At 31.5% G+C, this 16,320-nt stretch carries 17 protein-coding genes and 1 pseudogene; 5 read left to right on the top strand and 13 right to left on the bottom strand.

The annotated features are described in order from the left end of the window. Positions 1–6: 6 nt before the first annotated feature. The gene (locus tag ACJQQZ_RS00535) at positions 7–564 is read right to left on the bottom strand and encodes a tyrosine-type recombinase/integrase (protein ID WP_124228541.1); all 558 of its coding nucleotides are present in this window, start codon (positions 562–564) and stop codon (positions 7–9) included. Between the two features lie 139 nt (positions 565–703). On the opposite strand from ACJQQZ_RS00535, the pseudogene ACJQQZ_RS00530 reads away from it, so the two are divergent. The 5 genes and pseudogenes from ACJQQZ_RS00530 to sarA form a co-directional block, all read left to right on the top strand. Then, positions 704–847 (top strand): annotated as a pseudogene (locus tag ACJQQZ_RS00530) (DUF1659 domain-containing protein); the annotation flags it as partial. 73 nt (positions 848–920) lie between these two features. Beyond that, complete coding sequence (locus ACJQQZ_RS00525; RefSeq protein WP_124228543.1) at positions 921–1,142, top strand: DUF2922 domain-containing protein; 222 nt, start codon at positions 921–923, stop codon at positions 1,140–1,142. A gap of 166 nt (positions 1,143–1,308) precedes the next feature. Further along, on the top strand, positions 1,309–2,238 hold the full coding sequence (locus ACJQQZ_RS00520; protein ID WP_037552008.1) for a DMT family transporter: 930 nt from the start codon (positions 1,309–1,311) through the stop codon (positions 2,236–2,238). Between the two features lie 443 nt (positions 2,239–2,681). Then, the gene (locus tag ACJQQZ_RS00515; protein ID WP_002451054.1) at positions 2,682–3,635 is read left to right on the top strand and encodes an efflux RND transporter periplasmic adaptor subunit; all 954 of its coding nucleotides are present in this window, start codon (positions 2,682–2,684) and stop codon (positions 3,633–3,635) included. Between the two features lie 352 nt (positions 3,636–3,987). Further along, positions 3,988–4,362, top strand: a complete 375-nt coding sequence (sarA, locus tag ACJQQZ_RS00510) for a global transcriptional regulator SarA (RefSeq protein WP_002451055.1) — start codon at positions 3,988–3,990, stop codon at positions 4,360–4,362. Positions 4,363–4,594: 232 nt separating this feature from the next. Here the strand turns inward: sarA and ACJQQZ_RS00505 are convergent, their stop codons facing one another. The 12 genes from ACJQQZ_RS00505 to ACJQQZ_RS00450 form a co-directional block, all read right to left on the bottom strand. After that, the gene (locus tag ACJQQZ_RS00505; RefSeq protein WP_002451056.1) at positions 4,595–5,398 is read right to left on the bottom strand and encodes an alpha/beta fold hydrolase; all 804 of its coding nucleotides are present in this window, start codon (positions 5,396–5,398) and stop codon (positions 4,595–4,597) included. Between the two features lie 429 nt (positions 5,399–5,827). Beyond that, a complete protein-coding gene (locus ACJQQZ_RS00500; RefSeq protein WP_408023006.1) occupies positions 5,828–6,544 on the bottom strand; it encodes a hypothetical protein in 717 nt (238 codons plus the stop codon). Positions 6,545–6,866: 322 nt separating this feature from the next. Continuing rightward, positions 6,867–7,373 carry an SA0570 family protein gene (locus ACJQQZ_RS00495; RefSeq protein WP_002451058.1) on the bottom strand — a complete coding sequence of 169 codons (507 nt, stop codon included), beginning with the start codon at positions 7,371–7,373 and terminating at the stop codon, positions 6,867–6,869. A gap of 141 nt (positions 7,374–7,514) precedes the next feature. After that, positions 7,515–8,321, bottom strand: coding sequence for an alpha/beta fold hydrolase (locus ACJQQZ_RS00490; RefSeq protein WP_124228544.1), 807 nt, complete (start codon positions 8,319–8,321; stop codon positions 7,515–7,517). Next, on the bottom strand, positions 8,305–9,027 hold the full coding sequence (locus ACJQQZ_RS00485) for an HAD family hydrolase (RefSeq protein ID WP_002451060.1): 723 nt from the start codon (positions 9,025–9,027) through the stop codon (positions 8,305–8,307). Before ACJQQZ_RS00485 ends, ACJQQZ_RS00490 begins: the two co-directional genes overlap by 17 nt. A 52-nt stretch (positions 9,028–9,079) precedes the next feature. Further along, on the bottom strand, positions 9,080–10,030 hold the full coding sequence (locus tag ACJQQZ_RS00480) for a FecCD family ABC transporter permease (RefSeq protein WP_408023005.1): 951 nt from the start codon (positions 10,028–10,030) through the stop codon (positions 9,080–9,082). Between the two features lie 145 nt (positions 10,031–10,175). Beyond that, complete coding sequence (locus ACJQQZ_RS00475; protein ID WP_145505804.1) at positions 10,176–11,072, bottom strand: ABC transporter substrate-binding protein; 897 nt, start codon at positions 11,070–11,072, stop codon at positions 10,176–10,178. Positions 11,073–11,266: 194 nt separating this feature from the next. After that, complete coding sequence (locus ACJQQZ_RS00470; protein WP_408023004.1) at positions 11,267–12,613, bottom strand: MATE family efflux transporter; 1,347 nt, start codon at positions 12,611–12,613, stop codon at positions 11,267–11,269. Between the two features lie 174 nt (positions 12,614–12,787). Beyond that, positions 12,788–13,297, bottom strand: coding sequence for a DUF805 domain-containing protein (locus ACJQQZ_RS00465; protein ID WP_124228548.1), 510 nt, complete (start codon positions 13,295–13,297; stop codon positions 12,788–12,790). Positions 13,298–13,429: 132 nt separating this feature from the next. Continuing rightward, entirely contained in the window at positions 13,430–14,077 is a 648-nt protein-coding gene (locus ACJQQZ_RS00460; RefSeq protein ID WP_124228549.1) for an endonuclease III domain-containing protein, read from the bottom strand. 74 nt (positions 14,078–14,151) lie between these two features. Continuing rightward, positions 14,152–15,813, bottom strand: a complete 1,662-nt coding sequence (gene argS / locus ACJQQZ_RS00455; RefSeq protein WP_075778611.1) for an arginine--tRNA ligase — start codon at positions 15,811–15,813, stop codon at positions 14,152–14,154. After that, positions 15,813–16,226, bottom strand: coding sequence for a YwiB family protein (locus ACJQQZ_RS00450; RefSeq protein WP_002451067.1), 414 nt, complete (start codon positions 16,224–16,226; stop codon positions 15,813–15,815). The genes argS and ACJQQZ_RS00450 overlap by 1 nt, the downstream gene beginning before the upstream one ends. Positions 16,227–16,320 lie beyond the last annotated feature (94 nt).

Below are 16,320 nucleotides of genomic sequence, written 5' to 3'. Positions count from 1 at the left end.
TTTATATTATAGATTTAACGCAATGACAGTACGATTATGCATTTTATCTTTAATACCGATAAATTTCATTGTTTCATTGGTTGTTTGATGCCCTAAATATTTCTGGATTATTGAAATCGATATTCCCGATTGATATGCGTGATATGCAAAGGTTTTTCTCAATGTAGTTAATCCAATATGTGGTATGTCTAACTCTTCAGCCGCTTTGTTAATAATACGATAAGCTTGTTGTCGTGATAGCCCTTTACCTGTCCGTATTGACTGAAAAACAAGATCATTATCCTTAATTTGATAATATTCAATATAGTCTTGTAACTCATTTCTTAAATCAGGTGGTAATAAAATTTGAATCGTTGGTTCTCCATCACCAATCCAAGTTGATTTTATATTCCCACTTTCAATTGATTTCAGTCGTTGAACACTCATATTTAACAATTCCGACAATTTAATTCCTGTATGTATAGCAAATTTAAATAATAAATAGTCTCTTTGAGAACGAGATCGCAACACACTATACATTTTTTGTATATCTTCTGTTCTTCTAATCGGCTCTACTTGATTCATACGTCCTCCTTATTAAGTTTCTTATTTAATGATAAAACATGATTAAGTAACATTAAAGTAATCTGCTTAAATTTATTTATTAAATTGTGACCCTTTTTAATTTTTATTTCGATATATATAGTGAAAGGAGGTTACAACAATGAATGAAGTGAATCAACTGGTGGTTGTTTTAACTCGTATTACTTATGATTCAGAAGGTAAAGCAATCCAACATAAACGACGTTTTTCAAATTTAAAACCGACTACAACAGACGAACAAATCAAAACATTTTCAACGATTATCTAACGCTTGACTGGCGAATCATTTGATAAAGTTGAAGCCATTAGAACACAATCATTAGTATAGGAGAATGCTTATGAAAACTACATTAGACCTTGTTTTTAAAAGTAACTTAGACAAACCAATAAAGTTACAAATACCCGAAAATGATAGCACACTAACCGAACAGGTTGTAAAAGAAAGTATGGATCAATTATTAAAATTAGATATTTTAAAATCAAATGTCGGCACAATCCACAAAGTGTATGCTGCTTATATTGTATCCAAAAATACACAAATCTTTTTTGAAAATAAATAATTGATCGACGTCCTATACCCTCTGATATTCATCACATTGGGTATAGGGCTTTTTTGTTTGAATAGATGTATATAAATCGTTTGATTTATACATCATCTACTATTTTATAATAGTGTCTTTTTCGATATAATTGATTCATTCTGTCGAGAAAAGAGTGACTTCAATTATGGCTTTACTTTATTTTTTAGGTATCTTTGTCGGTATGTTAATTCCTATACAGACATCCGTAAACTCAAGACTAAGTCAATACACACGTTCATCTTTTTATGCTTCAACAGTGTCTTTCGGTGTGGGAACCTTATGTTTAATCATTCTGAATTTAATAATTAACCCTCATATGCTCACACCTCAATTCTTTACAGAACAAACCTTTAATTATCACTGGTTTGTAGGTGGCTTATTAGGCGTATGTTTCTTAACTGGCAACTTATTATTATTACCTAGATTAGGCGCAGCACTTACCGTTGTCATTACAGTAGCTGGTCAAATTATCATGGGCGTTGCCATTGATACTTTAGGTTTGTTTGGTGCAAGCCAACAACCATTCACCTTGTTTAAAGCAGTGGGTATAGTTCTTTTACTTATAGGTATTTTACTTATGAATCAAATTCCTAAAGACAAACTCTTACGTCAATCTCACTCGAATTTATATATATGGTTAATCGTTGGCTTTATTTTCGGATGTGCGCCGCCTATCCAAACGACAATCAATAGTGCGTTAGCAAAAGAAGTCCATTCATCATTCTTTGCTTCATTAGTATCGTTTACGATAGGTACAATCGCATTACTCATTTTGACATTAATTTTCCATAGAAGCTTAAAAATCAACCAAACACATCCGGATTTGGGTCATATCAAATCAATTTATTTTGTGGGTGGTATCTTAGGTATGGCTTTTGTTACTTCCAATGTGATACTGATGCCATTTCTAGGCGCTGCTTTAACTACCATTGTTGGTATGCTCGGACAAATGTTAATGGGCGTAATTATCGATCACTTTGGTTTACTGGGCACACCCAAAAACAGAATCACACTAAGAAAATGTATTGGCTTAAGTTGCATTGCTATAGGCATTATATTATTACGTTTATTCTAACGTTTTAATTGCTGAGGTTGAGACATAAAGGTTTGGTGCTTTGGGAAACCGATTAACGGCGTCCCAAAAGCAGGATTATCGGCAGAAGGGACCCAACATAGAGAAATTGGTATTCCAATTTCTGAAAATAATGCAAGTTGGGCAAACGCTCACGATTCGACAAAATTTGGAAAACAATTCAAATGAACAAACTCAACTATTGAGTTTGTAAGAACTACTAACCTATGAATAAGGAAGTAGTTCTTTATCATCGTTCGGTTCTGCTCAAATCCTAAACGCTTTTGTCCAGACCTCTTTTTTTATCATCTAAATCGTGTTTTTTCATAATCTGTAACTCTATCAAATAGTTATGACACCATTTCAAATAATATTTTGTTTTAATATTTTTACAATTCTATTTTTGTAGTATAATAATCACATCTTACTCCACCGAGGTGAACATATTGAACTTAAACAAAACGATAATATTTTCTTTAATACTTCTATTAACCATTATTTCCTCAGGATTCGGTTTTTACCTTTATCGTTCTTCTCATTCTCCCGATCAGCTTGACCAAGTTAAAACAATTAAGACTAAACATGAAACCTTACTTTCTACTATAGGCACGCAAGAAGCTGTCGAAACTTTCACTCTTTATTACGACAAACAATATGGCTACATCCATAGACTATTCGTTAAACCCCATACTTATGTAAAAAAGAATTCCCCGCTTTTAGAATATTTCAACCCATCGAAAGCAACACAACTTGATGATCAGCAACAACTAACTCTCAAACAAATCCAGCACAACTTCCCTAAATTATCATCTTCCCAACAGCAACAACTAACAGAAAGAACACTTCATCAATCACAATTCTTAAAAGATAAATCAGAAGTTTATACGCAAACTTATACCCCTATTAGCGGCTATATACATATGCTAAACAAATCTCCTTCTAAAAATAATCAGCCTATAATGCAAATCAATAGCAAAGAACGTATTATTCGTGCTACTATATCAGAATCTGAAAAAGATTTATTAAAAATAAATCAAAATATTTCAATCTATTCTAATGATAAAAATCGATTCATTGGAAAAGTTAAATATATTTCAAATATTCCAAAACAAATTAATAAGCAAACATCCATGTATCAAATTGAAATATCGACTCAACCACATTATGATATCGGCACCCACTTCAAAGTTAGACTCTATTCTGATCATATACGTATCCCTAAAAGTGCATTAGTAGAAAGCAAGTATGTCCTCGTTAAACTAAAAAATAAAATCGTAAAACGAGAAATTAAATACAATACTGCTAAGCAACATGGGTATATAAATGTTACACAAGGATTAATGTTGAATGAAAACGTTGTTTCTACGCCTTCAGCATCTTTAAAAAAGGTTTATAAATAGGTTATTTGTAATAATCATTTCAAAAACTTTACTTTTTAGTTGTTTTTTTATTAAATTACAGAAAATTTGAATTTGCTATGATAAATTTGAATTAGAAAAATGCTATTTTTAAGAAAAAAAGATATATCACAATCAATAATTTGTTTTATAAACACTTATTTGTTTACTTCTTAATTTTATTTAGTTATAATTAACTAAATAATATAGCATTAAATATAATTCTTTAAATTAATTTAATACTAAATTATGGCAGACACTTCGTATTTTTCAAAAAAAAGATATAAATATATAAAATCGGGTAAAAGCACTTATAGAGGTATATGTAAGTATATATAATAGGGAGGTTTCAGTAATGGCTATTTCAAAAATAAATGATTGCTTCGAATTACTAGCAATGGTCACTTATGCTGACAAATTAAAAAGTATTATCAAAAAAGAATTCTCAATTAGCTTTGAGGAATTCGCAGTTTTAACTTATATTAGTGAACACAAAGAAGAGGAATACTATCTTAAAGATATTATTAACCACTTAAACTACAAACAACCACAAGTTGTAAAAGCTGTTAAAAACTTATCACAAGAAGATTATTTCGACAAAAAACGTAATGAACATGATGAAAGAACAGTATTAATTTTAGTTAATACTAAACAACGTAAAAAAATCGATGAATTATTAAAACGTGTTAACAAACGAATCACTGAAGCTAATGACGAAAACGAAGTCTAAGCTTCAACTCAAGTGATGATGTTTGATAAGAGATAGATAGATATAAACAGTTAATCTAACAACTTAATAGATTTCAATGTAAATATCTAACCATCTCATACCTATCTTTGAAAAGATAGGTATTTTTTAATGATAAATAGATTTGAAAAAGTATATAACGTGTCTGAAATAAAAAGGGATTTTATCCTCGTGCAATGTGCACGTGTGATAAAATCCCTTTTTGAGTCAATCGTTATCTTTCAATCCATTGTTCAATTGAACTAATAAAATCTGTATATACACTCTCAAATTTTTCTGGTTCTTCGATATGTGGCGCATGACCTGAGTCATTAAATACCATTTTAGTAATATTTTCAAAATGATCGTCTACACAATAATTATTTTTATCCTTAATCAAAGGATCATAAAATCCATTAATGATTAATGTTGGTACGTTGACCAATGGACGTTCTTCTTGTTCTTGTGCATTATAAGAGATTAGCGCTCTAATAGCGATAGCACTTTCCTCTGATGATGGTCTATAATACATTCTTTGATCTTGGAACCATCTCATTGTATTGTCTTGCTCTTTAAATAAAATTGGAAAAAGTAAAAGAACTGCCTCCGATTTATTAAAACCTGCAACTAAATCTTGATGTTCCACCATTAATTTAGTAAATCCGTGAGTAATATCCTCTCTTTTTGAAGCAACTGCAGTTAATGAAATTGTCTTAAATGGATATTTTTCGGTAAATCTTTTACCGATTAATCCACCCATATCATGTCCTAAGATATGTGCAGAGCTAATATTTAATTGCTCCATTAATATATACAAATCTTCAATATGATCCTCTAAATCAAAAGAGTCACATCTAGATGATTTCCCATGACCACGTACATCATAAGTTATGACTCTATAGCGATCACTTAACCGTTCTGATAATTGTTTAAATGCTGCTAAGTTGCCATCTAATCCATGAATTAATACGATGGGAATGCCTTGCCCTACATCACGATAAGCAATTTCAATACCATTGCCTAATTGAATTTTGTCCATAGTGGCACCTCCCTTTAGTATGTACTATACCCATTTGAAAATACCTTTACGCCAATATTTAGAAGTTCTTAGCAAGAAATTGCTTAGAACTTCTTAGGGAGTAACTCTGTAATTTTTAATTTCTTAGTGTTACCCCCGCAAGGATGACTAGATATCAATTAGTGTAACGTCCATTGATATCAGTCATCTACTGCGTGGCATGAGCTTTAGCTCAGGCGTTCCTCCCCTTCTGCAAGAAATTGCTTAGAACTTCTTAGGGCGTTACTCTGTAATTTTTAATTTCTTAGTGTTACCCCCGCAAGGATGACTAGGTATCCATTAGGGTCATTTCGTTGACCAAATCATTTATAGCTCATGTGTAGATCATTCTCCTTTCTAAAGAAAAAAGCCTTCATTCGAAAAACGAATGAAGACCTTCTCCCAACTTTTTTAACTTTTTGTTCTCTCTGATAATTTAATTGTACAGTAAATAATTAATATCACTAATAGAATCCATATAACTAATGAGAAAATTTGTGCGATATCTGGATTGGATACCATCGCATCAATCGTTTTTTGACAAACTAACAATCCTAACCCAGTAAATTCTAATTTTTTTAAATAGATTCCTGCAATACATAAAATAATACCCACAAAGAATACAAATTGATGAACATACATAGATATAGGTATAATCGACCAATTGAAATGGAATCCTTGCATAATAATAAGTATCAACGCTATTGCAGCTATTATAAATCCGCCTATCATTTCATATCGATTACTGTAGAGATAATTTTTTTTATTGATTCGATGATAAATCAATATGGATATTGGAAAAATCACTATGCTGTAAAACAAGCTAATGCCTGTAATCGCTTGAAATTGCACATATTGCTTGTCATATAAATATGAAATCAATATAAAATTAATAATAAAAAAGATGATAGGATTAAGTTCAAGCGCAAATAGATTACGTTGTATAATTAAAATAATTTGTGCTGGCGATTTCTGTCTATACTCTATGTAATCTTGATCTTTTGCCTCTGACTTTTGAATATCTATACGAAACTTTTCTTTAATATCATCTATAAGGTTTGGTGACATTCCCTTATGACTAAAGTAGTCATTTATATTTTCGAGTAGTACTTTATCATTTGTCCTCATGTTAAGCTCCTTTAATTACGCTTTCTAGATGCTTTGTTAATCTTAACTTCAATTACGGCAGTCATTTCCTATCCGTATTTACTTCCGACATGCATTTTAATTACTTTTTCTTACTATCAATATAGCATTGTAACATAATTGAATTCCCATTTCTTCAACCTTATTTTTATTTTATATCAAAAATGAGTCATTATCCTTTATAACGATAAAACCTTGACATCAATCATTACACACAAAATAACCGACAAACACTGTAAGAAACTTAAAAAAGTAACTCAACATCGGTTTGTCGGCTATTCATATTTAAAATATTGATGACGTATTATTTACCTAAATCTACTCTATATAGTTTAACATTTTTATCTTTAGGTGAATTTGAACTAAATTGATAGCTAGCATTTTTATCTTTGATATATCCAAAGTTACCAGTAACATGATTATAATGAACGCGACTAGAAGCATTTGGACTTACACTGCGTTTAACTGCATTATATGTTGGACCGTTAGCTTTATTATAAGTCATAGATACACGTGTCACATGACCTCTATCTTTTTTACCATCTGCTGTTACTAATAATACACCTTTATTTGTTCTAAATTCATAGTAATGTTCTGAACCATTTTCATTATAAGAATAAATAGGACTGCTATATTTACCTAAGACGCTTTGCATTGATTCGCCTAATTTTACATTTTCTAATGATTGATCACCTTGTGTGATTTGTTGAACTGTTTGAATTGAATTACCAGTTGCTGCTTCGACGTGATTAACGTTTACTCCTGTGACAACTAGTCCTGAAACAAGTAATGATGCCATTAACTTTTTCATAAGCACTCTCTCCTTTATATCAATATCTCTTTCTTGTGCTTAATCACAGTATACTACAAATATTACTAATATGACAACATCATTACAAAATTATTACAAAATTTAATACTTAAGTCGTAGTTATCTATCAAACCTCAATCATTAATTATGATTTTTTCTAATTGGGCAATGCTCTGTAATAAATTGCGTCACATCATCTATAAATCGTTGTTCTTCTTCTACAAATGGATATAAACTTGAAGTGTTATATACTAAAAAGTCCCCATGTTCGATTAAATCAACAACTTCTTTAGCTTCAAGCGTTGTCGTTCTTTCACCATATTCTCCTGCAATAATTAATGTAGGTGCCGCTACTTTTGGAAAAACATCGGAGATGCCTGTTGATTTAAATACATCTTCAATTGCTTGAATTTCTTCTTTAGTTGAAATTGAATTTGTATCTTCGACATGTTTTAAAAACTTATTCATTTTACGTGGTTTGTAATATTTTTTATCATTCAAGAATTTCGATTGTTTTTCATCATCCCAGTTACGAATGGTATGGGCATATTTTCTAAACAAACGCTCTTCTGGTAGTTCTCCTTCAACTGATGTAGGATTGACGAATGTTAATGAAGATACATAGCCAGGATATCTTACTGATAAATCTGCAATAATCATGGCAGCCATTTCATGTCCAATAAATGCGGCTTGGTCGATATATATAAAGTCTAGTAATGCTATGATATCATCCGCAAATTCTTGGAATGCAATATGTCTCGGTTTGTCAGAATAACCATGCCCTCTTAAATCAATCAGTACCACTTGGAATGACTTTGCTAACTTTTTAGCTACATCATTAAATACCGTATAGTTGTCGTATGCAGTGTGAATCAACACAACTGGGTATCCTTCACCTAATGTATTGTAATGTAGTGTTGTACCATCATTTCTAGTAAATAAATCCATTAGATCGTTCTCCTTCTAAATTAAAATTCTTCGGTAAAATATCCAATAATTCTTCAATCGTGGTAATGGTAAAATCAACTTCCTCTTCAAGTGGTTCTATTTCTGCATCTTCTTGTTTGAACCAAACACTTACCATTCCCATTGCACGTGCTGGTGCAACATCGTTTAAAGCATCGTCTCCAACGTACATAATTTCATCTGCTTTGACATCTAATTGATCAATCATATCCTCAAATATCTTTGGATGTGGTTTACGAAAACCTACAGTTTCAGATGTTGATAAGTAATTAATGACATGCATGATACCTAGTGAGTGTAGTCTAAATTGTTTAATTTTAGATTTACCATTAGCAATTACCCCAATAAGATAATCTGCTTTAGATAATCGTTCTAGTGTATATAACGTGTCATAATATGGAAATACGTAACGATAAAAATGCATTTCAAAATCATTAAATAAATCTTTCCAGGTTAAACGATCGATATGAAATTGTTTAATTATAGCTTTATATAAATCTGGCTTGTCATTGTCTTCATCGTCATCTAACTCAATGAACTTATTCTTAAAATCAGCTAATTGTACATGTACAAAATAATCATGAAATCTTTCATATTGTTCTTCAATAAATTTCTCACGTGATTTTACTCTATCTAGCAATGTGCCTTCTAAATCGAATACGATTGCTTTTATATGACTCAAATCCATCTTTTTAACCTCTTCATCGTTTATTAATTCTTATTTTAGCAAATGAATGACATTAGCGTAATACTTTAGATTGTGATAATAAAATATAACATAATACCGGTATACCTAATAACGCCATTATAATACTAGCAGGAATTTGTATTGGATGAATCACAATACTACCTATAAAATCAGCTAACGCCATCACTATTGCACCAATGATGATATTTAAAACCATTTGCATTCCGAGCTCAAAACGCCAATAATAACGTCGAATCAATTGAGGCACAATCATACCTATGAAGCCAATAATCCCCACATATGCTACTACAATAGCAGTGATAATAGAGGCAATGGTGAGTACCATAAAGGTCATACGTTGTACATTTAAACCTAACGATTGCCCTTTCAACTCTCCTAGTTGCAATAATTTAATTGGACGTAATAATAATCCTAGTCCTATAACTGACAATGCTAATACAATGGCTATCATGATATCATTTTCAATTTCTGCAGAAGCAAAGCCGCCAAATAAATAATTCGCCACTGTATTTAATTGCTGCGGTTTTATCAATATCAATATATATAATAAAGCATTAAATAATGCCCCTATCATCAATCCAAGTAGAATCAATACACGAACAGGGTACCCCGTAGATAACGCCATCGTTAGACTTAATACAATGATTAGCGTTATGAGGCTAAATCCTATTGAAAAGAAGGGTATCCATAAAAAGCTCAGTCCTAAAAATAAGGCTAAGCCTGAACCAAACGTAGCACCACTGGCTAAACTCAATGTAAAACTATCTGCAAGTGGATTATTGAGTACCGTCTGAAACATTTGCCCAGTCAATGTTAATGTCGCTCCAGTAAGTAATGCTTCTAACACCCTAGGTAGTCTTACTTTCAATAAAATTGTTTGGTTAAATGGATCAGACAAGTCACCAATTTGCCACATTAAACTCATTAGAATAGTGACAGTTAATATCAATGTCCAAATTAAAATAACCTTTATCTTTTTCATAATACGCTCATTTCTAATACATTTTCATTATTGTGCCCATCATAACAAACTTTAAATCAAAAAAGTACTAGTCTCACATTGACATAGCTAACTGACATCGTTCATTATATATCTACTTCATGTGTACTAGTACTTTTAGAAATCATTATTTTTGATAAATAGCATCCCTTAGTTCTTTTAAGCCGTCGTCTATTCTTGGACCTGGGCGTGATATTTCATCACCATTAACTGTTTCAATACGATGATGTTTCACAGCATTCGTTTTATCAAAGCCACCACGTTTTTCAATGATTTTTTCATATTCAGCCTGTGACTTTCTTTCCGTAGATATTAAAATATCTGGATTGTGTTTGACGATGCTTTCTTTACTGACTGATTTCCAACCATCAATATCATCAAAGCTATTTTTAGCATCTAATTGTTTTAACATATCATTAAAGAATGTATGTTTACCGGCAGTATATATATCTGGTTGAGATGATACTTCCATAAATACTTTTGGTTGCTTTTGATGTTTAGGGATGGATTGAATCACTTTGTCGACATTATCTTTAGTTTCATTTACTAATTGATTGGCTTGCTTTTCACGATGGGTTAATTTCCCAATTGATTTAAATGTCTCATATGTTTCTTTAAGTGATTGTGCATCTTTAACGTAAACAACTTTCACACCCTCTTTTTTCAGAGCATCTAAAACTTTTTCAGAAGACGATTTTTGAGATTCGTGCGCTAATATCAAATCAGGTTTTGCCTTTAATAAGGCTTCCTTATTCAAACTCATCGCGTCAAATTGCTTTTTCCCTTTTTTAACATTTTTAGGATAGTCATCAACGGTAGACACACCCACAATACGATTTTCTAGTCCAAGTTCATATAAAATTTCAGTATTACTTGGCATCAATGAAACAATACGATGATATGGTGTCTTACCTGTAGTAGATTGATCTTTAAAATCTTTATCTGTTTGATATTGTTCATTTTGGCTGCAACCTGCAAGAATTATCAATAATGACATCATAATTATCCAAAAATTACGTTTCATGTTTGCTCATTCCATTCATTTTTAATTTAATATGTATATCACTTCATTTTATCATATCAAATTTCACATATTTTTCATTAGATTTTCAAATCATTTTAAAATATTTTTAATAAAAATATCCTATCACTATTTTTATAGTAATAGGATATTCCAAGTATGCTATTTGATATTTTAATGTTAGTTTTTAACCTTTTCTAATCATGGTCTTCAAGTATAACTTTTTGGTCCCATTTGCCAAATTGATAATAGGCAAATGCAAATAAACTACTAATGATAAAACCTGTACCGATGCCCATACCAATACCTATTTGGCCAAACATTTTTGAGAATAGTCCTGTTAATGGAAACCGTAGTATCCAAAATGAAATAATATTTAACACTAATACTTGGTACATTGCACCAGATGCCCTTACGATACCATTTAATACAAAATTCAATCCTAAAAATGGAAAACAAAGCGCTACAATACGTAAATAGTGCGTACCAAAATCAACAGCTTGTTTATCCTGTATAAAGAACTTAATTGCAAATTCTGCAAATACCATTACAACTATGGCAATAGTAATCATAATTGCGAAATTATATAATGCTGATACTTTAGCTATTTGACGTACTCTCTTCCAGTTACCGACACCAATATTCTGACCTGCCATACTATTCACTGCAGTTCCAAGTGCCATTGCCGGTAACATAATTAAACTGTCTAACCTTTGAGAAGCACTAAATCCTGCTACTGTATCACCACCAAATTGGGTAACCACACTAAGTATAGCAGCATTACCACCTTGAATCACTGCCATCTGTAAGCCTGCGGGTATACCTAATTTCAAAATTAAGATGACTTCATCTTTTTGAGGCAGTTTAGGGACTGTAAATGGAATAAGTTGATGCTTAAGTGAATGATATAAACTATACAGAAAAGCTAGGCCTTGTGATACGACTGTCGATAATGCGGCACCAACCATACCTAATTGAAAAACACCAATAAATAATGGCGCTAAAATAGCATTAAGTATTACTGCTAAAAATACAATACGCATGGGTGTCTTACTATCTCCGAGTGCACGCGATACCGTATTTACAAAGTTATAACCAAATAAGAATAAAATACCTAAAAAACTAATCTGCAAATATGTCGTTGCTTGTCCTAATAAAGTGGTGGGCTTACCAATCAATAATAGTAAATGTTTTGAAAATATGAATCCAACTACACCAAATAATAGAGCCATTGACGTCATCACAACAACAAATGCATTTAAATATTGCTTAAGACCTTTATAGTCTTTTTTACCGTAATATTGAGATAATATCGTTAAAACTGCATTATTTAAACCTAAAATAAATGAAAGTATTGTTATTAAAATAGTAGTGGAAATCGCCACAGCACCCAGTGCGTGAGCCCCTAATAAATTCCCTACCCATAAGCTATCTATAATTTGAAATGAGGTTTGAAGTAGATTGGTTAACATGATGGGGCCTGAAAATAAAACCAATCCTTTAAATATATTGCCATGTGTAAAATCACGTTGTTGACTCGGCATTCAGACATCCCCTTTGTATTTGTACCTTTTCATATATCAATTCATTTATGATATCTATTCCCATATATCATGTCAATTTAACCCATATGAGAAATTAAGCCATACAAAATAAAAAAACTGCACTACAAGTAAACCAACTTGTAATGCAGTAGATTGAAATTAATTTGATAACTTTTATGCTTCATGCATGTGTTCTTTAGGATTTGGTCCATATTGGTTCGTACCTTTTTCACTGTCTTGAACACAATACACTAATGCCATAATTGAAATAACAATACTTCCAATGGCAAATATAATTGCCATAATAGATAATACAAAAATGACAACAATATTTAAATGCTCTAGTTGAGAAAACCATCCATAGTCATTTGCCATTTGATTTATCGGATTTAAAAGGGTTAATACTAAATAGATGACGGGTATCGTTTTACCTTTTCCTATATCGTGAAATCGCCTTACAGAAATTGTAAACATCGGTACTGTAAAAATGAGATACACGATATAAAAGACAGTATCATAAATGATTTTCCCATGCTGAAGTGGTACTAATATTAACGATGCAATAATCGCAATCAATAATAAACAAATCATGTTAATTAAAACCGGCCACCAAAAATCTTTTCTTCGTGTCCTGCCCTCTAATATCAATGCCTTTTGCCAAAACGCTTTATAAGACCTTAACATTTTGTACCCCTTTCACAAAAATTTATTTCAATATCTATTATATAATTTATCAATTATCATTCAATATGACTACAATTTTTAAATTAATCAAAAAACATAATTACTATAAAAGAACTAATACATTTTGGTCATCTAATCATTGACAGATGATTCAAAATAAGAATCTAAAAATGTATAATGTGTACCATTCTTAATATTAAAGTAATTTTTACCGAAGCTATCTAACAATGCGTGGAATTCATTCGCATCTTGGTTGGTAAATGTTGATGGTAATTGTATTTCTTTTTTAAATTTATCGTAACTATCTGTATTCGCATATCCGAGTTTGGCATATAATCGTCTCGTGTAACTATCTGGGATAAACTCAACCCCACCAAAAATATACACGATTAATACATCCGCTGTTTCACTGCCAATGCCACGTATGCTTAATAATTCTTGTCTAAGATCATCCCTGTATTGTGTAACAATACCATTATAATCAAAATGATGTTGATCTAACCATAAGAACAATGCATGAATCGCTTTAGCCTTATTTTTATAGAAACCACTAGATTTAATCACCATTTGTAAGTCTTCTAATGGCATATTTAATATATATTTCGGGTTAAAATCCGTTGCTTCTTTTAATGATTGTAAAGCTAAATCAGCATTTCTCCAATTGGTGTTTTGAACAAGTATCGCTCCTAACATCATTTCAATGTTACTGTCTGCAGGCCACCAATGTTGAGGACCCATGTTTTGATATAAAATGTTATATAATTCTTCTGTTTGTAACAAAATATCCCCCTTTTACATAGTCATAAAAACACCCTTATAACCATAGAGCTATAAGGGTTTAATCAAATTTAATATTACATTGTCTCCGGTGCAGATACGCCAACTAATGCTAATGCATTGTTTAAAGTAATTCTCACTGCTTCTACAAGCGCAATGTGTGCTTTTGTTTTTTCAATGTCATCTGTTAATACCTTTTCAGCATTATAGAATTTATGGAAATGTGACGCTAAATCTTGAATATAATTTGTCATACGGTGTGGTGCTCTTGAGTCTGCTGCACTTTCAATTGTTGGTTCAAACTCTGCTACTTTTTTCAATAATTCAATGGCTTTGTCATTAGTGATTTTTGAAAAATCAACGTCCGTACTTATTTCTATGCCTTGTTCTTTAGCTTGTTTTAATATAGAACAAATACGTGCATGACCATACTGTGCATAATAAACCGGATTATCTTGTGATTGTTCTTTGGCTAATTCCATATCAAAATCAAAGTGTGTATCAGGGCTACGCATTGTTAAGAAGTAACGAGCGGCATCTACACCGACTTCATCCATAATTTCACGTAATGTAATAGCATTACCTGTACGTTTACTCATTTTAACTTCTTCGCCATTTTGCATTAGACGTACCATTTGCATAATTTGAATTTCTAAGCGATCACTATCTACACCAAATGTTTCTAGAGACGCTTTCAAACGGTTGATATAACCGTGATGGTCAGCACCCATCAAATCAATTAAAATATCATTACCACGTTGTACTTTATCAAAATGATAAGCAATGTCAGGTAAGAAATAAGTGTAATTGCCATCTTTTTTGATTAACACTCTGTCTTTGTCATCTTTAAAATCCGATGTACGCAACCAAGTTGCACCATCCGCTTCATATGTGTAACCTAAGTCATTCATTTTAGCTAATACTTCTTTAATCTCGCCTTTTTCATAAAGAGACGTTTCACTAAACCAATTATCAAAATGTGTATTGAAGTCTGATAAATCTTTCTTCAATTTAGACATTTCATAATCAACACCAAGTTGTCTAAATGTCTTCAGACGTTCGTCATCACTATAATCTTTGATTTCTGGGTGTTTATCCGCTAAATCTTTACCGATTTCAACGATATCTTTACCATTATAGCCATCTTCTGGCATTTCATGACTGTTATCACCTAATGCTTCAAAGAAACGTGTTTCAATTGAACGTGCAAGATTTGAAATTTGATTACCGGCATCATTAATATAATATTCACGTGTCACATGATAACCTGCTGCTATTAAAATATTAGCTAATGTATCACCAACTGCCGCATTACGCGCATGACCAATATGCAAGTCTCCTGTTGGATTGGCTGATACATATTCAAGTAAAATATTTTTATTTTTAGATGCTTCTGCTTTACCGAACTGATCGCCTTTTTGAATAGCTTCTGGAATAATATCTGTTAAATATTGGTTATCTAAATAAAAATTGATAAATCCTGGCCCAGCAATATCTACCTTTTTAACATGCGCTTTACTAGCATCTAAATGATCCACGATAGCTTGTGCAATTTCACGTGGATTACGTTTAGCTATTTTAGTAAGTACCATTGCAATATTCGTTGAATAGTCGCCATTTTTTACATCTTTAGGAATCTCTATTTTAATTTCTGGAATATCACTTGCTAATTCAGCTTTTTTAATACTTGCTTCAATTTCTTCAACTAGCGTCTGTTTGACTTGTTCTATTATGTTCATTAGCCTAACTCCTTGTAATTTATTTCGTATTGGTATGAACCCATTTTCTCTTCATTTTGAAATAATTCGTAATGTACTTTCAGTTTACCACCATCTGGGGTAACAAAATGTAGAATACTTAACGTTTTAACATTTAACGGAATACGTCCTGCAGGTATATCATAAAATGTAGTTGTTTCAGCACCTTCTACAAAATGAAAGTTCATATTAATATCGCCTTTTCGAATCAATTTCACGCCATCTTCTTCTATTTTAATGGTTACGTTCACGTTGGCATCATCTATATGTTCAGTATATCTAATGATGTGAGATTGACGTTTGTGCCATGATCCTTCAGTAGTAAAATCAAACTTCTCTTTTTCGCCATTTTGTTTAATTATCTGTTTCGTTTGGATTTTAACATTATTTTCCAATTTACTACTCCCTTATCCTACACAATAATACATGATATTATAGCATAATTGCCCTATTGCTTGTAGTATTGGGGGATTTAATTTATTAATAAAT

The organism is Staphylococcus sp. KUGN1, from assembly GCF_045984185.1.
Taxonomy (GTDB): Bacteria; Bacillota; Bacilli; order Staphylococcales; family Staphylococcaceae; genus Staphylococcus; species Staphylococcus warneri_A.
Note: the sequence above shows the minus strand (reverse complement) of the source record. Positions and strands in the feature narration are given on the sequence as shown.